This is a genomic window from Pseudomonas sp. CFBP 8770, assembly GCF_014841705.1.
Classification (GTDB): domain Bacteria; phylum Pseudomonadota; class Gammaproteobacteria; order Pseudomonadales; family Pseudomonadaceae; genus Aquipseudomonas.
The window spans coordinates 405805-429673 of sequence record NZ_JACYUL010000005.1 but is presented as its reverse complement, the minus strand read 5'-3'; the positions used below and the strand labels follow the sequence as shown (position 1 = coordinate 429673).

Genomic DNA, 23869 nt, shown 5'->3' with positions numbered 1-23869 from the left:
GGTCAACTCCCGGAAAGTTTGCTTTCGATCAATTGGGTGAATTGGCCGACGTTGCGCAACGACTCCAGCTCCGCCGTGCGGAACTTGATGCCGAAGCGCTGCTCGGCGGCAACGATCAGCGTCACGTGCATCTGGCTGTCCCAACCCTCGACCTGATCGGCCGTGGTGTCGTTGCTCAGCAGCAGACTTTCGTCATCGAACAGGTCACGGAACAGGTCGGTCAGTTCGTGCAACACGGTGGTGGTTTCAGTCATGGCGGATCTCGATATGGTGGTTGAAGGTGGAAGACGCGGTCAGTGGGTAACGCCACAGCGTGGCAGGCGAACCGACCTCGGGATTCGGTGCGTGGACGAAGCCCAGTTGCGGATAATGGTCGGCGACCATTGCGTTGCGCTCGCTGGGGCGGTATTCGCCGATCAATGCGCTGTAGCCGGCGGTAGCGGCGTGTTGGGCAAGTACCTGCAGGGCCGCCTGTTCGGCCTGACGCCCCAGCACGCGGCAGCTCATCAGCCAGGTGTCGATGAACAGCTCGTCGTCGGCGCAGCTCGTGTCGGGGCGCGCCAGCACCACGCTGATCAGACCGTTGTCGCCGAATTTGTCGGTCAGGCGCAGGCTCAAGGCGACTGCGCCCGGGGTGTCGGCCATCTGCTGCACCTGCACCTCGCTATAGCGCCGCGTGCTGAGGTTGAATTGGTTAGTCTTGTTGATCAGTTGCGTCGCTCGCGCCAGCTCCGCCGCGCCTATGGGCCGCGCCTGCATGACCATTTCCAGGCCCTTGAGGTAACCGTCCATGTCGGTGGCCTGGCCCATCGCCGCCTGCCGCTCGCCGTTGGCCCGGTACGTCTGGACACGGGCGCCGTCATCGGCGGTGAAGGCGATGGCCTCGAAGTAACCCGCTGCGGCCACTCGCGCCGGGTAGTCGGCGACATCATCGGGCAGCTCCGGCACTGCCACCTGGGGCAATTCGCGGCGCACGATGTCGCGTTCGGCAGGGTTGTCGTCGACGAACACCAGGCTGTCCAGGCCAATGTTCAACTGCTCGGCGATGCGCCGCAGATTGCTCGCCTTGTCTTCCCAGTTGGCCACGAAGGCGGCGATGTCGCTGCGCTTCAGAGCCATTTCCGGATGATCGAACGCCGCTTCGGCCACGCGCATGTCGTTTTTGCTGCACACCGCCAGGATCACACCGCGGCGCGCCAGCTGTACTGCGTAGTGCTGAAAGGCAAGGAAGGCTTCACCGGTGGCACTGCCCTGCCCCAGGTACAGGCCGTCGACGCCGTCGTCACCCACCACGCCACCCCACAAGGTGTTGTCCAGGTCCAGGACCAGGCACTTGCGCGAGCGACCGACCACCGCCGCAGCGATGCGCGCCAATTGGTCGCCGTACAGCGGAGCCCAGATCGGGCTCACCAGTTGCTTGGCCTGATGCCAGCGAACCGGGTTGGCCAGACCGTCACCGTACTGGCCGCCGGCCGCACTCCAGGCCAGGTCCATGAGCAACACGCCGTCTTCACGGGCGGCACGACGGATCTCGTTGTTGAGCCGTTCGAGCAAGGCGCGCGGCGAACCGGGCACCAGCGCGTCGAAGTGACCGAACAACGCCGGGGCGGCGGGCACCAGGGTTTGCTGGATGACCTGCGCAGCGTAGCGCGCACGGGCCTGGCGCCACAGCAGGCGCAGTTCTTCCACCCGCGCCTGCACCGCGTTTTCGGCCTCTTCGGCACTGGCATGCAGGGCGCAGCTGGGTGGCGAATCCATGGCGTCCAGGGCGAGCACAATGACCTGCGGGGCAAATGCCTTCAAGGCGGGGTCATCCGCGAGCAGGGCCTGGCGATACTGGCCGTAGGGGGCCAGGTACACCGACACGCCCACCTCACGCTGCAGCGCGGCGACGCGGATAGCCGGGAGCAGATGGTCGACGGTATGCGACGCCAGCACGGCCATGCGCAACGCAGTGAAGCCCGGTACCGCTTGTTCACCTTCGCCGGCAAGCAGCTCGATACCCCGCTGCGCCAGGCGATCCAGACGCAGCGTCTGGGTGAAATCGCGGCGGTAGGCGGCCAGCCTCGCCGTTTCGCGCAAACGCTCCAGAGGATCGCTCAGCGACTTGGCGTGAGAGATCGCCGCACCCAGGTCGGGGTGTTGGGCAAGCCAGGCTAGCTGTTCCATGGTCGGCACCTTTTGATTGATCAGAACGGGGTGATTGATCAGAACTGGAAATAGAGGAATTCACTGGGGGCAACCGAGAACGCCGTGGCCAGCGCGAAGAAGCCCAGCACGCCGATGCCCATGCCTACGGCGGCGCTGGGTTGCCAGGCACTGGCCGGCACCCGACGCTGCAGCCAGTGAAGCTCGGGCCGGGCGTTGAGGGCGGTGCGGAAATGGCCCATCCACTGCTGGATGTTCGGTAGCGTCCAGACGAACGCCAGCAGCGCCGCGATCATGATCAAGCTGCGCAGATGGTTGGCCGCCAACTGCGTCGGCAGCTCGCTCAAGCCCAGCATGCCGCCGAGTATGGCCAGGGCACTGGCCAGGGTCGGCGCGCGGAAGAACACCATGGCCACCACGACGCAGGTGAAGGTCAGCAGCACCGCCGGTATCCGGTGCAGCCAGCGGTCACTTTCCACCGCCCAGCCCCGGCGAGCCTTCCAGGCGCGCCAGCCGTGCGCCACCACCAGGTAGAAGCCGTGCACCAGGCCAAAGGCTACGAACTGCCAGCCTGCGCCGTGCCACACGCCGGAAATAAACATGGTCAGCACGGTCGGATAGGCCACCACCATGCAGAACGTACCCAGGCTCATCTTGCCGCGCTTGGGCATCGGCAATCCTGCCGCCATGCGCCGACGGGCCATACGCAGCACGATCGGGTTGTAGATGTAGCTGGTGAGAAAACGGGTCAGGGTCATGTGCCAGCGCGACCAGTAGTCGATGACGTTGCGTGCCTTGAACGGGCTGTTGAAGTTGGCTGGCAGACTGATGCCGAACAGCAGGCCCAGGCCGATGGCCATGTCGGTGTAGCCGGAAAAGTCGAAGTAGATCTGCAGGGTGTAACTCAGTGCGCCGATCCAGGCCTCGTGCAGGGCCGGGACGGTTCCGTCTGCGGCCAGGGCGAATACCGGAGCGGCCTTTTCACCCATGGGGTCGGCCATGATGACTTTCTTGAACAGACCCATCAGAAAGATACTGGCGCCAATGGACAGGTTGACCAACTGCGGGCGGAAGTTGTCGCCATGACGAAACTGCTCGAGCATTTCCCGATGATGCGTGATGGGGCCCGCAATCAGATGCGGGAAAAAAGTGATGAACAGGCAGTAATTGACGAAGTCATGTTCAACCACTTCGCCGTCATGGGTATCGACCAGATAGGCAATCTGCTGGAAGGTAAAGAACGAGATGGCCAGCGGCAGGGTGATGTTCTGCAGTGTCCAGCCCAGACCGAACGCTTCGTTGATGTTGCCAAACAGAAAACCGGTGTATTTGAAATACAGCAGCAACCCCAGGTTGGCGGCGACACCGATGATCAACAGTGCCTTGGACCGCGTACGCAGCAGTTGCCCGGCCAGCACATAGTTGAAGGCGATGCTGCCCAACAGCAAAGGCACGTTGGCCGGGTTCCACCAGCCGTAGAACACCAGCGACGCCAGGGTCAGCCATATGGCTGCCAGGCGCTTGCGCCCCGTTCCGGCAAGCAGAAAGAAACCCAGCAAGACCACCGGCAGAAATCCAGCGATAAATACCATCGAGTTGAACAACATCGGTAATACCCCACGCGTGGCGCGACATTGAAAAGTCTTTTCGAAACAAGCGGTCGTCCAGATGCGCACACGGCCAGACGCCCCACGTTCATGTCTGGCAAATGGCAGAGTCATGAAAAGGGACGGTAGGAAAACGATACTTTTAACAGGGCATGAAGAAAGTTCAGTGCCCCTGACGAACGGAAAGAAGAGTGTCGCAAACTTACGCGCCGCGCAAGTCTTACCCCACGAAGATAGTTCTTATCGCACGCGGCCCTGTTAAAGCCGTTGAAATACAGCCAATTAGTTTTTTGACGCGCCTGATTTGGCGCACGGATTCTTGACATATGGCCACGACAGAACATTGACTGCTATATAAATCAATGACTTATGCGAAACACAGGGCAAATGTAAAATTTTTGTCAAAAATCATGATTCGCTGCATTGACTTACATGCCAGCACCACCTTAAATTCGCTTCAACGCCCATGAAACCTCGTTCCAGAGACTTTCCGAAGGCAAGAAGCGCGTCTAGCCGGTTCCGGCGAAAGCGCCATTCAAATAATTGAAAGACCACGCCCACTGCGTTGCATGGACCGGCGGTAGCTTTAACTTCTGATTGACGGATTCTGATTGACGGACCCGGACTGACAGAGTTGAACTCGAAATGGAATGGGGCACAAGAATGTCGAGCACAAGTACAGAACATGCAGAGTTTTCGCCTCGTTTGAAATTCGTTCCAATGCGCTCCGCTGCAGCATGCGGAAAACAGCATTAACCAATAGGCGGTGCAAACCCCCTCCTCTTTTCAAGCGAAGGCAGCCACATGGTCGATACTCGGCAACAACACTCGACAATCCTCATCGACGGCTACTCCTACCTCGAAGTGTTCTCGGGTACGCAAAAGAGCCCCAAAGAGGGGACGACCATCGTCACCGTCACCTATGGCGATCGCCTGGGTTACCTCGAACAATTGGTCGGCGATGCCTTGAGCTTTGCCGAAATCGACGAAGTGCTGATCGTCAGCAACGCCGCGACCGCGCCGGTGGATGAGCTCGCCGAACGCTGGCCCGGACGCGTGCGCGTCATACAGCTGGCGGAAAACAGCGGCTCGGCCAACGGTTACGCAGTCGGCATAGAAGCCGCGCTGGCCAATGGCGCCGAATACATCTGGATGATGGACGACGACAACACGCCGACGCCGGCCGCTGTGGAGTTGCTGCATGCAGAGCTCAAGCGCCTGGAAGGCGTGCACGGCAGCAGTCAGGTTGCGGTGCTGGGCTTCCGTCCCGGCCAGCAGGAAGACATCGCCCAGGGCGTGCCCCTGCGTTTCGCCACGCAAAGGCCTTCGAGCTACTTCGGTTTCCACGTTGCGCAGATACCCTACAAGTTGTGGCGCCGTCGGCCCTGGGGCAAGCGTCGCAGCAAACCGGCGGCCATGCTCAGCCTGCCCTTCGCACCCTATGGCGGCATGCTCGGCCATCGCAGCCTGTACGAAAGCATCGGCGTGCCGCGCCGCGAATTGGTCCTGTATGTGGACGATACCGAATACACCCGGCGTATCACGGCCAACGGCGGGCACCTCTATCTGCTCACCGAGGCGGTCATCGACGAGCTCGAGGACTCCTGGAACAACAAGGCCAACACTCGCAACATCTATGAATCGTTCCTGCTGGGCAACTCGGACTTCCGCGCCTACTACTCGGCGCGCAACCAGGCCTGGTTCGACAAACACGTGTGGCTGGCATCGCCGCTGATGTACCGCCTGAACCGCAAGATTTTCAATTCGCTGCTGACTTACTTCGCTCGTCGCCGCAACGCCCAGGATCGCCTGGCGCTGCTGCAGCGGGCCATTCACGACGGCGAGAACTCGAAGCTGGGCATGAGTTCGACGTTCCCGCTGCGCTGATGATGTTCCACCCCGATTTTGCTTTGCCCTGATGGACCTGCACAACCCAGGCGCCGTCCCTGACCAAGGATCGCGGACGGCCTGCTGTGCCTAGCTGTTTCCTGCTGTTCAACTTTTCGAGAGTGCGCCCCATGGACAAAACGACTGTTACCAGAATTGGTGTTAGCGGTACCGGCATGATTGCACGCGCGCTGGTTCTGCTTCTGGCCAAACATTACAAGGATGTACAGGTGACGCGGGTCCTGACCCGTCGCCCGGTGCGGGAGTTGGCGAATTTTCCGTTGGACGGCGTACTCACCAACTCGCTCGATGACTTGATCGACCACAGTGATCTGATCATCGAGTGCAGCGGCGATGTGTGCCATGGCACCGTGGTGATCGAGCGCGCTTTCAGTGCAGGTCTGCGGGTCATCACCGTCAACGCCGAGCTGCAGGTGACCACCGGTTCGTACCTGGCAGGCAAGGGTTTCATCACCGAAGCCGAAGGCGATCAGCCTGGCTCGCTGGCGGCACTGCGTGAAGAGGCCATCATGATGGGCTTCGAACCGCTGGTGTACGGCAACATGAAGGGTTACCTGAACCACAACCCGAGCCACGAGGACATGGCCTACTGGTCGTCCCGCCAGGGCATCAGCATCGAGCAGACCACCTCGTTCACCGATGGCACCAAGGTGCAGATCGAACAGGCGCTGGTGGCCAACGGTTTCGGCGCGACCATTACCCGTCAGGGCATGGAAGGCCTGCCTTCGACCAACCTCGATGAAAGCTCGGCCATACTGGGCGCTCTCGCCGACGGCCTGGGCCAGTCGATCGTCGACTACGTGATCCCCAGCGGCTACGCTGCCGGCGGCGTGTTCCTGGTCGGTCGGCATGACCGCGTGCAAAGCCAGGCGCTGCAGTACCTGAAACTGGGTGCGGGCCCCTACTATGCCCTGCTGCGTCCTTTCCACCTGTGTTCGCTGGAAGTCGGCAAGACGCTGCGTCGCGTACTCAACGGCGGCGGAATTCTGCTGAACAACTCGACCAACCCCACCGTTGGCGTCGCTGCCATCGCCAAGCATGCCATGCCGGCAGGCGAGCTGATCAGCCGTGGCATCGGCGGTTTCCAGCTGCGCGGCGAGAGCGTGATCATCGACCGTCACGAAGACCACGTACCGATCGGCCTGATGAGCCACGCGGTCATGAAGCGCGCCGTCGAACCGGGCCAGATGATCACCTTCGACGACGTCGATCTGCAGCCTAGCCGCGCGCTGGACATCGTTCTGCAACAACGCCGGGGCACACGCATCCTGGTTGAGGACCTGTCCCTGGTGACTGGCCGCTCGGCTGCACAGCCGCTGTTCACGGGCGCCGAAGCCGTCCTGGGCTGACACGCTCAACGCTGCAATCACAAGAACCCGCCTCGGCGGGTTTTTGCGTTTCAGGGTCGTGCAAATCCGCCATTGCGAAGCTGCATGAACGGCCGTGATTTCGCTGTCTTGGCGCATGATTCATGCACCGCAGTCAGCGCCACGCCTGGTTTTCGGCAAAATTTCGCCCGCGCCGGGCCGTAGCATAAGTTCCGAGCCGCCGATGAAGGCCGACTAGACTCAACCCTGACGCTGCACCCACAACAACAAGATCAAGGGTAGTGACGACGTGAACGACTATCTTCCCCTCAGGCTTCATGTGCCTGAACCCAGCGGCCGTCCAGGCTGCAAGACCGACTTCTCCTATCTGCAGCTGAGCGCCGCAGGCACCGTGCGCAAGCCCGCCGTCGACGTCGACCCGCAGGCAACCGCCGACCTGGCCGCAAGCCTGGTCCGGGTGCTCGACGAACACGGCCAGGCGCAGGGACCGTGGGCCGAGGACATTCCCGAACAGGTGCTGCACGACGGCTTGCGCGCCATGCTGACCACCCGCATCTACGATACGCGGATGGTGATTGCCCAGCGCCAGAAGAAAATGTCCTTCTATATACAGAGCCTGGGCGAAGAAGCGATTGGCAGCGCCCATGCGCTGGCGCTGCGCGCCGATGACATGTGCTTTCCCACCTACCGCCAGCAGAGCATCCTGATGGCGCGCAAGCTGCCGCTGGTGGACATGATCTGCCAGCTGTTCTCCAACGAGAAAGACCCGCTCAAGGGCCGCCAGTTGCCGGTCATGTACTCGTACAAGGACGAAGGCTTCTTCAGCATCTCCGGCAACCTGGCCACCCAGTTCGTTCAGGCGGTGGGTTGGGCCATGGCCTCGGCCATCCAGGGCGACACGCGGATCGCATCGGCGTGGATCGGTGACGGTTCCACTGCCGAGGCCGACTTCCACACGGCCTTGACGTTCGCCCACGTCTATCGCGCGCCGGTCATTCTCAACGTGGTCAACAACCAGTGGGCGATCTCGTCGTTCCAGGGGATCGCCGGTGGTGAAGCCACGACCTTCGCCGGACGTGGCGTGGGCTGCGGGATTGCCTCGCTGCGCGTCGACGGCAACGATTTCCTCGCGGTGTTCGCCGCCTCGCGTTGGGCCGCAGAGCGTGCCCGACGCAACCACGGACCGACCATGATCGAATGGGTCACCTACCGCTCCGGTCCCCACTCGACCTCCGACGACCCCTCCAAATACCGTCCTGCCGACGATTGGCAGCACTTTCCGCTGGGCGATCCGATCGCCCGGCTCAAGCAGCACCTGATCGTCACTGGCGTCTGGAGCGAAGAACGCCACGCCGCGCTGGAAAGCGAGATCGAGGCGCAGGTCATTGCCGCACTGAAGGCGGCCGAACAATTCGGCACGCTGGTCAGTGGCCGGGTCGCCAGTGCGGCGACCATTTTCGAAGACGTGTACAAGGACATGCCCGAGCATCTGCGCCGGCAACGTCAGCAGATGGGAGCCTGACATCATGAACATGCCTACAGAAACACGGGTCGAGAAAACAAACAGCACGGCCATCATGAGCATGGTCCAGGCCATCCGCTCGGCGATGGACGTCATGCTCGACCGCGACCCCAACGTGGTCGCCTTCGGCCAGGACATCGGCTACTTCGGGGGCGTTTTCCGCTGCACCGAAGGGCTGCAGGCCAAGTACGGGCGCTCGCGGGTGTTCGACACGCCGATTTCCGAGAGCGGCATCGTCGGCATCGCGGTCGGCATGGGCGCCTATGGCCTGCGGCCGGTGGCCGAGATCCAGTTCGCCGACTACGTCTACCCGGCCTACGATCAACTGGCGTCGGAGGCTGCGCGCCTGCGTTTTCGCTCGGCTGGCCAGTTCAGCGCGCCGATGACCGTGCGCATGCCCTGCGGCGGCGGTATCTACGGCGGCCAGACGCACAGCCAGAGCCCGGAAGCGATCTTCACCCAGGTCTGCGGCCTGCGCACGGTCATGCCGTCCAACCCCTACGACGCCAAGGGACTGCTGATTGCCGCGATCGAGAACGATGATCCGGTGATTTTCCTGGAGCCCAAGCGACTCTACAACGGCCCCTTCGACGGTCACCACGACCGGCCCGTGACGCCGTGGTCCAAGCACGCCGCCAGCGCGGTGCCCGAAGGCTATTACACCGTGCCGCTGGACAGCGCCGCCATCGTCCGACCAGGCAGCGAGGTCACGGTGCTGACCTACGGCACCACCGTCTACGTGGCGGTCACCGCTGCCGAGGAAACCGGGATCGACGCCGAGGTGATCGACCTGCGCAGCCTGTGGCCGCTGGACCTGGACACCATCGTTGCCTCGGTGCAGAAAACCGGACGCTGCGTGGTGGTCCACGAAGCCACGCGCACCTGCGGCTTCGGCGCCGAGCTGGTGGCGCTGGTGCAGGAACATTGCTTCCACCATCTGGAGGCGCCCATCGAACGCGTCACCGGCTGGGACACGCCGTACCCGCACGCCCAGGAATGGGCCTATTTCCCAGGCCCTGCGCGTGTCGGCGCTGCCTTGCAACGTGTGATGGAGGTCTGAATGGGCACGCATGTAATCCGTATGCCGGACATCGGCGAAGGCATCGCCCAGGTCGAGCTGGTGGAATGGTTCGTCAAGGTCGGCGACACCGTCAGTGAAGACCAGGTATTGGCCGATGTGATGACCGACAAGGCGACCGTGGAAATTCCCAGCTCGGTGGCCGGCACCGTGGTCGCCCTGGGGGGCGTGCCGGGTGAAGTCATGGCGGTAGGGGCCGAGTTGATCCGCATCGAGGTCCAGGGCACCGGCAATCATCACGAGGCCCAGACCCCGGTAGCCGTGGACGAAAGCGACGACGTCGTGGTGGCCCCGGCGACGGTGTCGGCCAGCGCGCCAACACCAGCTGCTCCAGTGGCCACGGCCGCGCCGGGCAAACCCGCCACCGAAACGACCGCGCGCCCTCTGGCTTCGCCAGCCGTGCGTCAACGTGCGCGCGATGAAGGCATCGACCTGGCAGGGTTGCGTGGCACTGGCCCCGCCGGGCGCATTCGCCACGCCGACCTGGACGCGTTCCTGAGCTGCAGCCGCACCGCGCAACAGGCCGCAACCGGCACGCCGAGAATCGACGAAGAACGCATCCCTGTCATCGGCCTGCGTCGCAAGATCGCTCAGCGCATGCAGGAAGCCACGCGGCAAGTGGCGCATTTCAGCTATGTCGAGGAGATCGACGTCACCGCGCTGCTGTCGCTGCGCGCCGACCTCAACGCGCAGTTCGGTGAGAGCCGCGGCAAGCTGACCCTGCTGCCGTTGTTGATTCGCGCGCTGGTCGTGGCGCTGCGCGAGTTTCCGCAGATCAACGCGCACTATGACGACCAACAGCAGGTCATCACTCGCCACGGCGCCGTGCACATGGGCATTGCCACCCAGAGCGAGAATGGCTTGATGGTGCCGGTGCTGCGCCATGCCGAGGCTGCCGACCTGTGGTTCACGGCGGGGGAAATAAACCGCCTGGCCCATGCTGCGCGCAGTGGCAAGGCCGCGCGCAACGAGCTGTCCGGCTCGACCATCACCCTGACCAGCCTGGGTGCCCTGGGCGGTATTGCGTCGACACCGGTGATCAACCGGCCCGAGGTGGCCATCGTCGGCGTCAACCGCGTGGTGGAACGACCCATGGTGATCAATGGCCAGATCGCGATTCGACAGATGATGAACCTCTCCAGCTCGTTCGATCACCGCGTGGTCGACGGCATGGACGCGGCGCGCTTCATCCAGGCGGTCAAGCGCCTGCTGGAACAGCCTGCGATGCTTTTCGTCTAGCGCCATTGTCGTGAACTATGCCGGGTAGCGGCGGGTCGACATCCCCATCGACTCACCGCCATCAGGAGCAACTTCCCATGCCACACGCACCCTTGATCACCCTCAACGACGGCATCCAGATCCCGCAACTGGGTCTGGGCGTCTGGCAGCTCGATGACGATCAGGCCTACGCGTCGAGCGTGGCCGCCCTCAAGGCCGGGTACCGGCACATCGACACCGCCATGATCTACGGCAACGAGGCCGGCGTCGGCCGCGCAGTGGCCGAAAGCGGACTGGCGCGCGACGAGATCTTCATCACCACCAAACTGTGGAACACCGACCAGGGCTACGACAGCACCCTGCGCGCCTTCGACGCGAGCATGGCCAAGCTGGGCCTGGAGCAGCTCGACCTGTACCTCATACACTGGGCACTGCCCAAGAAGGCCGCCTACCGCGACACCTGGAAAGCCTTCGTGCGGCTCCAGGAAGAAGGCCGCGTGCGCTCCATCGGCGTATCCAACTTTCATCCCGAACACCTGCAGCACATCATTGCCGATACCGGTGTGACGCCATCGGTGAACCAGATCGAACTGCACCCCGATTTTTCCCAGGTCGAACTGGTCGAATTCTGCAAGGGCCTGAACATCGTCACCGAGTCGTGGAGCCCCCTGGGCCAGGGCGGTGCCCTGCTCTCCCAGCCAGTGCTGTCGCAGATCGCCGAGAAGCATGGCAAGAGCGCCGCCCAAGTCATCCTGCGCTGGCATATCCAGAACCAGCATGTGGTCATCCCACGTTCGAGCAACCCGGAGCGCATCGCGCAGAACCTCGACGTGTTTGATTTCGAGTTGGACCTGCAGGACATGCAGGCCATTGCCCACATCCCGCAGACCGGCCGCCTGGGCCCCAACCCCGACACCTTCGACATGGGCGCCTGACACGGGCGCTCGACAGACACACCCCGCAACACCTGTTAAACTGATCGTCTCCCAAAACAACGCTAGACACACCCCACGGCTACCAAGCCGCGGGGTGTTTGTGCTGATAGGTATTGCATGTCCTTGACCGATATACGCCGTAACGTACTGGCTGGCCTGACGTCCTCCTTCGCGCTGGTGCCCGAATGCATCGCCTTTGCCCTGGTGGCCCAGGTCAACCCGTTGATGGGTTTATATGGCGCCTTCATCATCTGTACTCTCACCGCGTTGCTGGGCGGCCGCCCGGCGATGATTTCCGGCGCTGCCGGGTCGATGGCCGTGGTCATCGTTGCGCTGGTGGTACAGCACGGCGTGCAATATCTGTTGGCCACGGTGGTACTCAGTGGCCTGATCATGGCGATCTTCGGCGTGCTGCGGCTCGGCAAGCTGGTACGCATGGTGCCGCACCCGGTCATGCTGGGCTTCGTCAACGGGCTGGCGATCGTCATTGCCATGTCGCAGCTCGAACACTTCAAGACCCATGACGGTCAGTGGCTGCCGTTCGCTGAACTGGGCATCATGACCGGGCTGGTGGCACTGACCATGGCCGTGGTCTACCTGCTGCCGCGCCTGACCAAGGCCGTACCCGGTGCGCTGGTGGCGATCATCGGCGTCAGTGTGTTGGTGCAATGGCTGCATCTGCCCACGCGCACCCTGGCCGACATGGCAACCATCGCCGGCGGCCTGCCCAGCTTCGAGTGGCCCAGCGTTGCGCTGGACCTGGCGACCTTGAAGATCATCGCCCCCTATGCCCTGCTGATGGCCATGGTCGGATTGCTGGAAACCTTGCTGACCTTCAACCTCACCGATGAGATCACCGAGACCCGCGGTCAGCCCAACCGCGAATGCGTGGCGCTGGGTGTGGCCAACATCACCTCGGGTCTGTTCGGCGGCATGGGCGGTTGTGCGATGATCGGGCAGACCGTGATCAATCTGAGCTCGGGGGGCCGCGGGCGCCTGTCCGGGATCGTCAGTGGGGTGATGATCCTGCTGTTCATCCTGTTCCTGTCGCCGCTGATCGAGCGCATCCCGCTGGCCGCACTGGCCGGGGTGATGTTCGTGGTCGCGCAGCAGACCTTTGCCTGGGGTTCGGTGCGGGTACTGGGCAAGGTGCCCGCCAACGATGCCGTGGTGATCATCGCAGTGACCATCATCACCGTGTTCACCGACCTGGCCACTGCCGTGCTCTGCGGCATTCTAATCGCGGCGCTGGCCTTCGCCTGGCAGCATTCGCGCGACATGCGCAGCGATGTCCACGACAGCGACGAGGCACGCGTCTATACCCCGCACGGCACATTGTTCTTCGCCTCGACCACGCATTTCCAGGCACTGTTCGATCCGCAGAACGACCCGGACCAGGTCTACATCGATTGCCGTCATCTGCACCTGGTGGATCACTCGGCCATCGCCACCATGGAAAACCTGGCCGCCCGCTACAGCAAGTTCGGCAAGCAACTGCAGCTGCGCCAACTGTCCTCGCGCAACCAGCGCCTGCTGGAAAAGGCTCACGCCGCCGTCACCATCGGTTGAGTTCGTCTGCGCCGTTCAGGCAGGGTACCTCTGTCCGGCTTTCCTACAAGGCTGCGTCCTTGAGCCTTGAGAGTCGCGGGGCCAGGATGGGTCCAGTGCCGCTGGTTGCGGCTCCAGACCCGAGGCGAGGTGCCAAGTGCTTGAACAATACGGATCGTGCCATTGCGACGGGTCTCCGGCCTCAGGGGCCGGATCATGAACCAGGACACGCTGACCGCTGGCGTCGCCGGGGTATCGGCCTTGGCACTGGGCGCCTCCGCATCCTGGCCAGCCTTCGATAACCTGCTCGGCGCAGTGTTGGGCGCCTGCCTGGTGATCAGTCGACAGCAGGTCGCGAGCTGCGCACGCAAGTTGACCAACCTGCTGCTGTCTGCCGGCGTCGGTCTGCTCTTCGCACCCATGGCGCAGGACCAGATACCGCAACTTACCGGAGGCATCGCTGCATTCGGCTGCGCACTGCTGGTCATTCCGCTGAGCGTGAAGTTGCGAGACTGGGTTCGGCGGCTGGACATCGAGGATATTCTGCGCCGTTTCAGAGGTTCTTGAGTTCGTCAGTTAGAGCGCCGCAGGCTGGCAACTTCCCGTTCCAGTTCACGCAGCCGTTTGCGCTCGTGCGCAACCTGATGAACATACTCCAGATCCTTGGCACAAAGCCCTTGCAGAGTGGCCAGCACAGCAACCACCGCATCGTCGGCGAGCAAGGTCTGCGGTTCGACAAGCATGGCACCGCGACCCAACAGCAACCACTCGAGGGAAATGCCATCGGTGCGCGCCAGGTCCATGCACAACGCGTACGGAATGCTGCAGCGAGCACGCCAGCTGGCCAGGGTTTGCGGGCTGATGCCCAGGGCCTTGGCAAGCGCTGCGTCGTTGGAAGCCGCCAGCAAATGCTTGAGCCGATTCAGCACTTCGGTTGTTTCAGAGGTACACACGTTGGGAACTTCCGCTTGACCCACTCAATTTGAGTATATTAATTTATTCGAATTGCAGATAAATATTAACCCTAGTTCATAAATCAAGGATATCCGTGATGCAACCCTACAACTTACATACATCATAAAGAAATTTCCTACATGACGCGGCTAATTAGACCCAATGCATTTAGCCGCCCATTGTGCAAAGGCAAGACGCAGGTAGCGCCAGCAGTTCACTCACGGAAGACTTACTTAAAATTTTGTAGTTGATCCCGGCGTCTCGGTGGTACGAGCGCGGTGCGGATCATAAGGTTTGAAGAATGAGCACATACAAGATGGTTTGCCCTCACTGCAAGAACAGAATGCGCATCCGCACCAGCGAAGGCACGCATGTATTCCTGCGCGTGGCCTACCTGCAGTGTACGAACGAGATCTGCGGCTGGTCGGTGCGCGCGGAGTTCGAGATGACCCATGAGTTGTCGCCCAGCGGCGTGGCGAACCCCGACATCCACCTGCCCAGCGCGCCCATTGCCTTGCGTCGCGCTGCCAGCAAGCCGGCCGAGACGGCCGGCGCCGCCTGAGCGGATGGCCTGCGCCGGGCACTTGTTGAGGGTGACCGGCGCCCGCTCTACGGAGCCACCCTCACAATGCCCGCATTGCGCGGGCAGCATTCACCTCGGTATCAGCCAACGGGCGTCAGTACTTTGCGCTCGTCGTGAAAATAACCCTGAATATTGCTCCACACCAGGTCGCCCATGGCCTGGCGGGTCTCGTGAGTACCGCTGGCCAGGTGCGGCAGCAGCACAACGTTGTGCAGGTCGATGAGCGCCTGCGGAACGTTAGGCTCGTCCTCATAGACATCCAGGCCCGCGCCGGCGATATGGCCCTCGCGCAGCGCCTCGATCAGCGCCGGTTGGTCGACCACACTGCCGCGGGCGATATTGACCAGGAACCCCTTGCTGCCCAACAGGCCGATGCGCTTGGCATCGATCAGGCCTTCGGTGGACTTGCCCCCAGGCACTGCCAGCACCAGCACGTCGCAGTCGGTGATCATCGCATCCAGGTCGGCGTAGTACTGGTAGGCGACGCCCGCCTTGGGTTTACGGTTGTGGTAGAGCACCTGCATGTCGAACGCCGCAGCGCGCCTGGCGATGGACTCGCCGATGTTGCCCAGGCCGACGATGCCGATCTTCTTGCCGCCGATCTTGCTGGCGAGCGGAAACTTGCCCTGGGTCCACTTGCCCGCCCGCACGAAGCGGTCGGCCTCGCTGTAGCGGCGCATCACGTCCAGGGTCAGCGCCATGGCCGTATCGGCGACGCAATCGTCCAGCACCGCCGGAGTGTTGGTCACAACGATGCCGCGGTCACGGGCAGCATCGACGGCGATCGAATCGTAGCCGACGCCGAAGCTGAAGATGGCTTCGAGCTTGGGCAGCCTGGCGATCACCTCGCTGCTCGCGCCCAGGGCACCCGAGGTGACGATCGCCTTGATTCGATCGCCGTGCTGCGCCAGCCAGGCGTCCTGATCGGGCAGTTCCCAGAAGCGGGTGGCGTCGAAGTGGGTTTCCACGGCCTCCTGCAGGCTGGGCAGCAGTGCGCCGATGATCAAGACGGGAACGTCGCGGGTCGATGGCTGTGTCATGAAACCTCCTGTTTGCATCGTTGGATTTATTATCGAAGCAAGGCATGGCGCAACGACGCCACGCAGCCCGTATGATGGACGACCAAGGTCATCGTACAACCTGCCCCAATGTGATTACAACCACGCATGCCTGCATCGCAGACGGCAGTTGTATGCTGGGCGTAACCCACTAGACTGCACCTACCTGCCGACCAAGAAGCCCCTGATGCCAGACGACGCACAGTATCGACCCGCCTTGAAGTCCGACAGTTCGGCTCAGCGCATGGCTATCCTCTTCGTGGCGCTGGTGGTCGTCTCGCTGATCGTGCTGGATGTATGGCAGACCCTCACCGCACGGGCGCAGGCCATGCGTGTCAGCGAGATCACCACGTCCAACCTGGCCCGCTCGCTGGCCCAGCATGCCGAAGACACCATCAAGCAATCGGACACGGTACTGCTGGGCCTGATCGAGCGCATTCAGGTCGACGGCACGGCGCCTGCCGAGGTGCAGCGCCTGCGTAACCTGATGCAGGGCTGGACGCGCTCGATGGAGCAGTTGCAGGGGTTGTTCATCTATGACAGCCAAGGGCGCTGGGTGGCCAGTTCCAACGCCGTGGACCCGTCGGGGCTGAACAACGCCGACCGTGAATACTTCCGCCACCACTTGGACAATCCCGACCCCGGGGTGCACGTCGGGCCGGTCATTCGCAGCCGCTCCACCAACGCACTGGTGATTCCGGTATCCCGGCGCCTGAGCGGTGCCGACGGCAAGTTTGCCGGCGTGGTGCTGGCGACCCTGAAAGTGGAGTATTTCAACCAGTTCTACGCCGGTTTCGACCTGGACGAGCGTGGGGTGATCGCCCTGCTGCTCAACGACGGCACCATCCTGCTGCGCCGCCCGTTCGATGAGAACGTGATCGGCAGCAGCATGGCCAAGGGCAAGATCTTCAGCGAGATGTTGCCCCAGGCCAGCCACGGCACCTTGATGCAGCGCTCGCTGGTGGACGATGTCGAGCGCATGTACAGCTACCAGGCGCTGCGCAATTACCCGCTGGTGCTGGAAACCGCCGAGTCCAAGGCATCGCTGCTGGCCAGCTGGTACGAGAATCTGCTGCGGTCGGCAGCCTTCGTGCTGGTGGTCGGGGTGGCGTTGGGCCTGTGCGCGATGACACTGATCCGGCAGATCCGCCATGGCCTGCGCACCGAGGCGGAGCTGCGCAATGCCCACGCCGCGCTGCAGAAACTGGCGATGCAGGACGGCCTGACCGGCCTGGCCAACCGCCGCCAGCTGGACGCGGCGCTGCCCGACGAGATCGGTCGGGCGCGGCGCAACGCCCGGCCGCTGGGTGTGATCATGCTCGACATCGACCATTTCAAGCGCTTCAACGACCTGTACGGGCATCCCGCAGGAGATGAGTGCATCAAGGCCGTGGGCCAGGCGGTGCTGAGCTGTGTGGGCCGCTCGGGAGACCTGGTGGTGCGCTACGGCGGCGAGGAAATTCTGGTGCTGCTGCCCGAGAGTGACGAGGCCGGTGCCTGGCAGGTCGCGGAGAAGGTGCTGCTGGCGGTGCGCGCGCTGGCCATCGCCCACGCAGGCAGCGACCTGGGGATCGTGACCATCAGCGCCGGTGTTCACGTGTGGCGCAACAGCGACCCGGACGTGCGCGCGCAGAGCCTGGTGGAGGCCGCGGACCAGGCGCTTTATCGAGCCAAGAGCTCGGGCCGCAACAGGGTCTATCCGCTGCAACCGCTGGTGGTCTAGTGCAAGGCAGGTTCAGAGCATCTGCTGGTTGGCGGCCATGGACTCGATGACCATGCTTTTCTGATCTTCGGACAGCGCGTCCCAGATATGCACTTTGGCGTAGAAGCCCAGGCTGCCGAGAATATAGAAGCTGAGTACGGCGATGGTCAGCAGCGTCAGCCACGACCAGCGGCCGCCCTCCTCGGCTTCTTCATAGGTCGAGTAGGCGCTGTCGATGCGCTGATCGCGCATGGAGGCCAGGCTGGTGGTGACGCGTTTGTAGCAATAGGACAGCAACAGCAAAAACAGGCGCAACATGGAAAAAAGGCCTCGGTGGGTGGCGGTGTGCGGGCGGCGGCCTGGAAAATGGCGAGCCGGAAACGCAAAAAGCCCGTCTTGGACGGGCTTTTTTTATAGGTAGCGTGCTGTCGACTGGTTGAGTCCCGACGCTTGGGGTGAATTTTAGGCAGCTGCTTGGGCGCTGTAAACCGCACTGAGGCGCAGATGTATGACAACCCCGCCCGCACGTCTGCGCAGACACGCGGCCCAGAGCGGCGCACGGCGTCGCTGCGGCACGCTGTCACACCGGCCACGACCGGCCTCCTGTGGGAGCGGCCCGTGGCCGCGAACCGGGCGCCGCAGTGTATCAGCCCATTGGTGGCGCCCTTTTCGCGGCCGCTGACCGCTCCCACGGGAAACGCATCCTTGGCAACCATGGACAACCTCTGTGGGAGCGGTCCGTGGCCGCGAACCGGGCGCCGCGGTGTATCAGCCCATCGGCGGCGCCCTTTTCGCGGCCGCTGACCGCTCCTACGGGAAGCGTGCGGGCATTGATTTCCCACGCGGCGCTTCACGCTAGGCTTTTTGCGAAGGCAGCCTTTATCATGGCCACAGTTCCATACCAGAGCCGACCATGAAGTTTGCCATCGCTGTCTATTCGCCCGCCCACTCGCCGGCCTCGCGGCGCGCGCTGCTGTTCGCCCGAGCGGTCCTGGCTCAAGGCCACCAACTGCTGCGGGTGTTCTTCTACCAGGACGGCGTGCACACGGCGTCCAGCAACATCGTTACCGCGCAGGATGAAACCGACACGGCCGCACAGTGGCGCGCCTTTGTCGTCGAACATCAGATAGACGCGGTGGTGTGCATCGCCGCCGCCCTGCGGCGCGGTGTGCTCGACGACGAAGAAGCACGTCGCTACCAGCGCCCGGCCGCCAACCTGAGCGAACCCTGGCAGCTGTCCGGGTTGGGGCAATTGCACGAAGCCGCCCAGCAGGCCGATCGGCTCGTCAGCTTTGGAGGCCATTGACATGGCCAAGTCCATGCTGATCATCAGCCGTCAAGCCCCCTGGGCAGGCCCTGCCGCACGCGAGGCGCTGGACATCGCCCTGGCCGGCGGTGCCTACGACCTGCCGATAGCCATGCTGTTTCTCGATGACGGCGTCTACCAGCTGCTGGATGACCAGGCGCCGGATGCCGTGCAGCACAAGAATCTTGCGGCCAACCTGCAGGCGCTGCCGCTGTTCGGTGTCGAGGAGGTGTTCGTCTGCAGCGCCAGCCTGGCACGACGTGGCCTGGCCGACTCAGGGCTGGCCCTGCCCGCGCAGGCGCTTGCAGAAGCGCAGCTGCGCGAGCTGCTGGCGCGCTTCGACCTTGTGGTGACCTTGTAATGAGTACCCTTCACGTACTGTCACATTCGCCGTTCAGCGACCAGCGCCTGCACAGTTGCCTGCGTCTGCTGGGCAACGACGACGCCATTCTGCTCAGCGGCGATGCGGTCTACGCTTTGGCGCCCGGCAGCGAGCCCTGGGCAGCGCTGGCGAGCGCCGGCATCGCCGTGTTCGCCCTGGCCGAAGACGCTCAGGCACGCGCTTTGCCGAACAACCCCGGGGTCGAGCTGCTCGACTACCCGGCGTTCGTCGAGCTGACCCTGGCCTATGAAAAGGTCAATAGCTGGCTATGACAACACTCATCGTCGACGGGCGCACCATCGCGCTGGATCCGGACGGCTACCTGCAGTCGCTGGCCGACTGGAGTCCGCAAGTCGCTCAGGCTCTGGCGGCCGCCGAGGGTCTGCAGCTGACGCCCGACCACTGGCAGATCATCGAACTGCTGCGCCGCTTTCATGCCCAGTACCAGCTATCGCCCGCGACGCGGCCGCTGATCAAGTACGTCGCGCAGCAGCTGGGCGCTGACAGAGGCAACAGCCTGCACCTCAATCGCCTGTTCAACGGCACTCCTGCCAAACTCGCTGCCAAGCTGGCGGGCCTGCCCAAACCGACCAATTGCATATGACCGACTACCCTGCACTGATGCTGGAAACCCCCGAAGAACACCCATTCGCCCAATTCGTGCGAGCCCTGGGCAAGGGCAAGCGCGGTGCACGCAACCTCACCGGTGAAGAGGCCCGCGAGGCCATGGGCATGCTGCTCGATGGGCGGGTGGAAGACGCGCAGCTGGGCGCCTTCCTCATGCTGCTGCGGCACAAGGAGGAAAGCGCCGAGGAACTCGCCGGTTTCACCCTCGCCTTGCGCGAACGCCTGCAGGCGCCGGCACTGGCGGTCGATCTGGACTGGCCAACCTACGCGGGCAAGAAGCGCCATCTGCCATGGTACCTGCTGGCGGCCAAATGCCTGGGCGGCAGCGGTCGGCGCATATTCATGCACGGCGCGGGCGCCCATACCGCCGGGCGGCTGTACAGCGAACAATTGCTCGGCACCTTGAACATTGCGCTGTGTCGGGACTGGCATGCCGTTGGCCAGGCGCTCGATGAACAGGGCCTGGCGTTTTCCCCGCTGATGGACTGGGCAGCGCCCCTGCAACGCATGATCGACCTGCGCAATACCTTGGGCCTGCGCTCGCCCATTCATTCCCTGGCGCGGATTCTCAACCCGCTTGGGGCCCGCTGTGGCCTGCAGAGCATCTTCCACCCGGGCTACCAGGCGGTGCATCGCGATGCCAGCGGCCTGCTCGGCGACACGGCGATCGTGGTCAAAGGCGACGGTGGCGAAATCGAGATCAACCCGGACAGCGCCAGCCATCTCTATGGCACCCGCGACCACCTGCCCTGGGATGAGGAATGGCCTGCCCTGGCCGCCCAGCGCCATGTGAAGCCGCCGAGCCTTGACGTCGGTCATCTGGTCGAGTTCTGGCAGGGTGAGCGCCAGGACAGCTACGGCGAACTGGCCTTGATCTCCACCATCGCGCTCGCCCTGCGCGGGCTGGGCAGCTCTCGCGAGCAGGCCTTCGACGAAGCCCGCACGCTTTGGGCGGCACGCGACCTGGGGGCCTGCACGAAGAAGAGCTGACAGCGCCCTGTGTGGGAGCGGTCAGTGGCCGCGGACTAGGCCCCGCAGATTGCCTGATCCACCGCGGCGCCAGTTTCGCGGCCACTGACCGCTCCCACGGAGAATCGCGGGGCGTATGTAGTAGCGGTCGGCGGTACACGCGGGGTGCCCGGCTTACGCGTGTAGCAGCGGCGCGAGCCGCGTCGGCGGTACGCGCGGGGTGCCCGCCTTACGCGTGTAGCAGCGGCGCAAGCCGCGTCGGCGGTACACGCGGTGTGCGCCGCAGCAACGGAACAGCGTGATACAGTTTGCCGATACGCACTCGGGAGACAAACATGGGTTTGCTGATCGAAGGACGCTGGCACGACCAGTGGTACGAAAGCAGTGAAGACGGCGCGTTCCAGCGCGAGGCCTCGCAGCGCCGCCATTGGGTCACGGCCGACGGCCAAGCCGGCCCCAGCGGCCAGGGCGGCTTCAAGGCCGAAGCCGGTCGCTACCATCTGTACGTCTCGCTGGCATGCCCGTGGGCCCATCGCACCCTGATCGTGCGCAGCCTCAAAGGGCTGGAACACTCGATCGACGTGTCGGTGGTGAGCTGGCACATGGGCGAGCACGGATGGACGTTCGACAGCCAGACAGGCTCGAGCGGTGACCACCTGGAACCGTTGCGCTACCTGCACGAGCGCTACACCCGCGACGACCCGCACTACACCGGCCGGGTGACGGTACCGGTGCTGTGGGACAAACAGCAGAGCCGCATCGTCAGCAACGAGTCGGCCGAGATCATTCGCATGTTCAACAGCGCCTTCGATGCCCTCACCGGCAATTGCCTGGACCTCTATCCCGAGCCCCTGCGCACAGCCATCGAGCGCGTCAACGACGCGGTTTACCCGAACGTGAACAACGGCGTCTACCGCGCCGGCTTCGCCACTTCGCAACAGGCTTACGCCAGCGCTTTCGACGATGTGTTCGCCGAACTCGACCGTCTCGAAACGATTCTGGATACCCAGCGCTACGTGACCGGGGAATACCTCACCGAAGCCGACTGGCGCCTGTTCACCAGCCTGATCCGTTTCGACGCGGTGTACCACGGACACTTCAAGTGCAACCTGCGGCGCATCGCCGACTACCCGAACCTGTCGAACTGGTTGCGCGAGCTGTACCAGTGGCCAGGCATCGCCCAGACGGTGGACTTCGAACACATCAAGGGCCATTACTACACCAGCCATCCGACCATCAACCCGACCGCTATCGTGCCCAAAGGGCCAGCGCAGGATTTCAACGCTGCCCATGACCGTGAGCGCCTGGTCGGCCGCGGCATCTGGCAACGCGCGCAAGGCTGATTGCAGTGCAGTCCTCACTGTTCGACGAACCCCAACAACCCAGTCGCCGCGAAGCTCTGGGCGAGCAGACCTTCGTCCTGCGTGGCTTCGCCCTGCCCTGGCTGGACGACATCCTGCCGGCCCTGCGCGTAGTGCTCAAGGCAGCCCCCTTCCGCCGCATGGAAACGCCAGGCGGCCACACCATGTCGGTAGCGTTGAGCAACTGCGGGCAGTTCGGATGGAGCACCGATGCGCGGGGCTATCGCTACGTCAGCGACGATCCTCTCAGCGGCCGCCCGTGGCCAGTGCTGCCCGAGGTGCTTCGCACGCTGGCTCGGGAAGCAGCGGCAGCGGCCGGTTTCGAGGATTTCATACCCGATGCCTGCCTGCTCAACCGCTACGTGCCCGGTGCCAGGATGTCCCTGCATCAGGACCGCAACGAGCGCGATTACACCGCGCCCATCGTCTCGGTGTCCCTCGGGCTTGCGGCGATGTTCCAGCTCGGCGGTCTGCAGCGCAGCGATCGGCCGATCCGCGTGCCCCTGCTGCACGGCGATGTGATGGTCTGGGGCGGGGTCGACCGCCTGCGCTTTCACGGGGTGCTGCCGCTCAAGGAAGGCGTGCACCCGGTGATGGGGCCGCAACGGATCAACTTCACCCTGCGCAAGGCTGGCTGAGCGCAAGCAGCGGAGTGTCAGCGCCGGCAGCAGCGGCTAACATGGCCACCTCGACGATCCACGGAATCGCGCCATGCCCACTACCCACCACAGCCGACTGGTCGCGGCCGCCTGCCGCCAGATCGAGGCCAGCGACGAACTGCCCGAACTCAGCGAACTGGCCGAACGCGCCGGCTTGAGCCCTTGGCATTTCCACCGGGTGTTCAAGGCCGTGACGGGTGTCACGCCGCGCAGCTACGCCAGTGCTCGGCGGGCGGAAAAAGTCCGTGAACAGCTTCATCAGGGCAAATCCGTGACCGAAACGCTGTACGCCAGCGGCTTCAATTCATCCGGGCGGTTCTACGAGGCCGCCAACGGCATGCTCGGCATGGCCCCGGCGGCTTTCCGCCAAGGGGGCAGCAATGCCTCGATCCATTTCGCCCTTGCCCAATGCAGCCTGGGCGCGGTGCTGGTGGCCTGCAGCGAGCGCGGTGTGTGCGCGATCCTGCTCGGTGACGAGCCGCAAGCCTTGCTCGAGGATCTGCAACGGCGCTTCCCAAAGGCAGCACTGATAGGCGCCGACTCAGACTTCGAAGCGATCGTGGCCAAGGTGCTGGGCTTCATCGAGGCGCCGAGGGCAGGTCTGGACTTGCCTCTGGACATCCGCGGTACGGCTTTCCAGCAACGGGTATGGCAGGCACTGGCCAGGATCGAGCCTGGAACCACGGCCAGCTACGCTGAGGTCGCAGCCAGTATCGGCGCGCCGAACGCAGTGCGCGCCGTGGCCGGGGCCTGCGCGGCGAACGCCCTGGCCGTGGCGGTGCCCTGTCATCGAGTGGTACGCACCGACGGTGGGCTTTCCGGATACCGCTGGGGTGTCGAGCGCAAGCGCGAACTGCTCGCGCGCGAGCGCGAGCCTGACATGCCATGACGCTGGCCTCGTCGTTGAGCTCTGCACAGGTTCGGGAAACAGCGTGCAAGACTGGCAAAGCGCTATATATTTTGCTATATGACGGTA

24 protein-coding genes are annotated in these 23869 nt (G+C 63.5%); 18 read left to right on the top strand and 6 right to left on the bottom strand.

Going from position 1 to position 23869, the window contains the following annotated elements:
* Positions 1–2: 2 nt before the first annotated feature.
* From IFT98_RS14030 to IFT98_RS14020, 3 genes are read right to left on the bottom strand one after another with little or no spacing between them, the layout of a single operon-like run.
* On the bottom strand, positions 3–254 hold the full coding sequence (locus tag IFT98_RS14030) for an acyl carrier protein (RefSeq protein ID WP_122797508.1): 252 nt from the start codon (positions 252–254) through the stop codon (positions 3–5).
* Positions 247–2169: an HAD-IIIC family phosphatase gene (locus IFT98_RS14025; protein WP_192049368.1), complete on the bottom strand. Its 1923-nt coding sequence runs from the start codon at positions 2167–2169 to the stop codon at positions 247–249. The genes IFT98_RS14030 and IFT98_RS14025 overlap by 8 nt, the downstream gene beginning before the upstream one ends.
* Positions 2170–2207: 38 nt before the next feature.
* Positions 2208–3755 (bottom strand): MBOAT family O-acyltransferase, encoded by a 1548-nt coding sequence (locus IFT98_RS14020; RefSeq protein WP_192049366.1) that lies wholly within the window; start codon positions 3753–3755, stop codon positions 2208–2210.
* An 804-nt stretch (positions 3756–4559) separates the two neighbouring features.
* Here IFT98_RS14020 and IFT98_RS14015 point away from each other — a divergent pair.
* The 8 genes from IFT98_RS14015 (at position 4560) to IFT98_RS13980 (ending at position 13859) form a co-directional block, all read left to right on the top strand.
* Positions 4560–5642, top strand: coding sequence for a glycosyltransferase (locus IFT98_RS14015; protein ID WP_192049364.1), 1083 nt, complete (start codon positions 4560–4562; stop codon positions 5640–5642).
* Positions 5643–5818: 176 nt separating this feature from the next.
* On the top strand, positions 5819–7012 hold the full coding sequence (locus IFT98_RS14010; RefSeq protein ID WP_244650957.1) for an NAD(P)-dependent oxidoreductase: 1194 nt from the start codon (positions 5819–5821) through the stop codon (positions 7010–7012).
* Positions 7013–7280: 268 nt separating this feature from the next.
* Complete coding sequence (locus IFT98_RS14005; RefSeq protein ID WP_192049362.1) at positions 7281–8513, top strand: thiamine pyrophosphate-dependent enzyme; 1233 nt, start codon at positions 7281–7283, stop codon at positions 8511–8513.
* Positions 8514–8523: 10 nt separating this feature from the next.
* Positions 8524–9573 carry an alpha-ketoacid dehydrogenase subunit beta gene (locus IFT98_RS14000; protein WP_192049447.1) on the top strand — a complete coding sequence of 350 codons (1050 nt, stop codon included), beginning with the start codon at positions 8524–8526 and terminating at the stop codon, positions 9571–9573.
* Positions 9574–10830 carry a dihydrolipoamide acetyltransferase family protein gene (locus IFT98_RS13995; protein ID WP_192049360.1) on the top strand — a complete coding sequence of 419 codons (1257 nt, stop codon included), beginning with the start codon at positions 9574–9576 and terminating at the stop codon, positions 10828–10830. It begins immediately after the preceding gene.
* Positions 10831–10907: 77 nt separating this feature from the next.
* A complete protein-coding gene (locus IFT98_RS13990; RefSeq protein ID WP_192049358.1) occupies positions 10908–11744 on the top strand; it encodes an aldo/keto reductase in 837 nt (278 codons plus the stop codon).
* A gap of 117 nt (positions 11745–11861) precedes the next feature.
* Positions 11862–13313: a SulP family inorganic anion transporter gene (locus IFT98_RS13985; protein WP_192049356.1), complete on the top strand. Its 1452-nt coding sequence runs from the start codon at positions 11862–11864 to the stop codon at positions 13311–13313.
* A gap of 195 nt (positions 13314–13508) precedes the next feature.
* Positions 13509–13859 (top strand): putative holin, encoded by a 351-nt coding sequence (locus IFT98_RS13980; RefSeq protein ID WP_192049354.1) that lies wholly within the window; start codon positions 13509–13511, stop codon positions 13857–13859.
* Positions 13860–13864: 5 nt separating this feature from the next.
* Here the strand turns inward: IFT98_RS13980 and IFT98_RS13975 are convergent, their stop codons facing one another.
* Complete coding sequence (locus tag IFT98_RS13975; protein WP_192049353.1) at positions 13865–14245, bottom strand: helix-turn-helix domain-containing protein; 381 nt, start codon at positions 14243–14245, stop codon at positions 13865–13867.
* A gap of 302 nt (positions 14246–14547) precedes the next feature.
* Here IFT98_RS13975 and IFT98_RS13970 point away from each other — a divergent pair, with 302 nt between their 5' ends.
* Positions 14548–14808 carry an ogr/Delta-like zinc finger family protein gene (locus tag IFT98_RS13970; protein ID WP_122477941.1) on the top strand — a complete coding sequence of 87 codons (261 nt, stop codon included), beginning with the start codon at positions 14548–14550 and terminating at the stop codon, positions 14806–14808.
* Positions 14809–14909: 101 nt separating this feature from the next.
* Here the strand turns inward: IFT98_RS13970 and IFT98_RS13965 are convergent, their stop codons facing one another.
* Positions 14910–15869: a 2-hydroxyacid dehydrogenase gene (locus IFT98_RS13965; protein WP_192049351.1), complete on the bottom strand. Its 960-nt coding sequence runs from the start codon at positions 15867–15869 to the stop codon at positions 14910–14912.
* A gap of 205 nt (positions 15870–16074) precedes the next feature.
* Here IFT98_RS13965 and IFT98_RS13960 point away from each other — a divergent pair, with 205 nt between their 5' ends.
* Entirely contained in the window at positions 16075–17610 is a 1536-nt protein-coding gene (locus IFT98_RS13960) for a sensor domain-containing diguanylate cyclase (RefSeq protein WP_192049349.1), read from the top strand.
* A 12-nt stretch (positions 17611–17622) separates the two neighbouring features.
* Here the strand turns inward: IFT98_RS13960 and IFT98_RS13955 are convergent, their stop codons facing one another.
* A complete protein-coding gene (locus tag IFT98_RS13955; RefSeq protein WP_122797496.1) occupies positions 17623–17907 on the bottom strand; it encodes a hypothetical protein in 285 nt (94 codons plus the stop codon).
* Positions 17908–18502: 595 nt separating this feature from the next.
* On the opposite strand from IFT98_RS13955, the gene tusD reads away from it, so the two are divergent.
* The 8 genes from tusD (at position 18503) to ada (ending at position 23782) form a co-directional block, all read left to right on the top strand.
* Positions 18503–18895: a sulfurtransferase complex subunit TusD gene (tusD, locus tag IFT98_RS13950; protein ID WP_192049347.1), complete on the top strand. Its 393-nt coding sequence runs from the start codon at positions 18503–18505 to the stop codon at positions 18893–18895.
* Position 18896: 1 nt separating this feature from the next.
* On the top strand, positions 18897–19256 hold the full coding sequence (gene tusC, locus IFT98_RS13945) for a sulfurtransferase complex subunit TusC (RefSeq protein WP_192049345.1): 360 nt from the start codon (positions 18897–18899) through the stop codon (positions 19254–19256).
* Positions 19256–19549 carry a sulfurtransferase complex subunit TusB gene (tusB, locus tag IFT98_RS13940; RefSeq protein WP_192049343.1) on the top strand — a complete coding sequence of 98 codons (294 nt, stop codon included), beginning with the start codon at positions 19256–19258 and terminating at the stop codon, positions 19547–19549. The genes tusC and tusB overlap by 1 nt, the downstream gene beginning before the upstream one ends.
* Positions 19546–19881, top strand: coding sequence for a TusE/DsrC/DsvC family sulfur relay protein (locus tag IFT98_RS13935; protein WP_192049341.1), 336 nt, complete (start codon positions 19546–19548; stop codon positions 19879–19881). The genes tusB and IFT98_RS13935 overlap by 4 nt, the downstream gene beginning before the upstream one ends.
* A complete protein-coding gene (locus IFT98_RS13930) occupies positions 19878–20894 on the top strand; it encodes a glycosyl transferase family protein (RefSeq protein WP_192049339.1) in 1017 nt (338 codons plus the stop codon). The genes IFT98_RS13935 and IFT98_RS13930 overlap by 4 nt, the downstream gene beginning before the upstream one ends.
* 314 nt (positions 20895–21208) lie before the next feature.
* Positions 21209–22216 (top strand): glutathione S-transferase family protein, encoded by a 1008-nt coding sequence (locus tag IFT98_RS13925; RefSeq protein ID WP_192049337.1) that lies wholly within the window; start codon positions 21209–21211, stop codon positions 22214–22216.
* Between the two features lie 5 nt (positions 22217–22221).
* Complete coding sequence (gene alkB, locus IFT98_RS13920) at positions 22222–22872, top strand: DNA oxidative demethylase AlkB (protein ID WP_192049335.1); 651 nt, start codon at positions 22222–22224, stop codon at positions 22870–22872.
* Positions 22873–22945: 73 nt separating this feature from the next.
* Complete coding sequence (gene ada / locus IFT98_RS13915) at positions 22946–23782, top strand: bifunctional DNA-binding transcriptional regulator/O6-methylguanine-DNA methyltransferase Ada (protein WP_192049333.1); 837 nt, start codon at positions 22946–22948, stop codon at positions 23780–23782.
* The last annotated feature ends 87 nt before the right edge of the window (positions 23783–23869 follow it).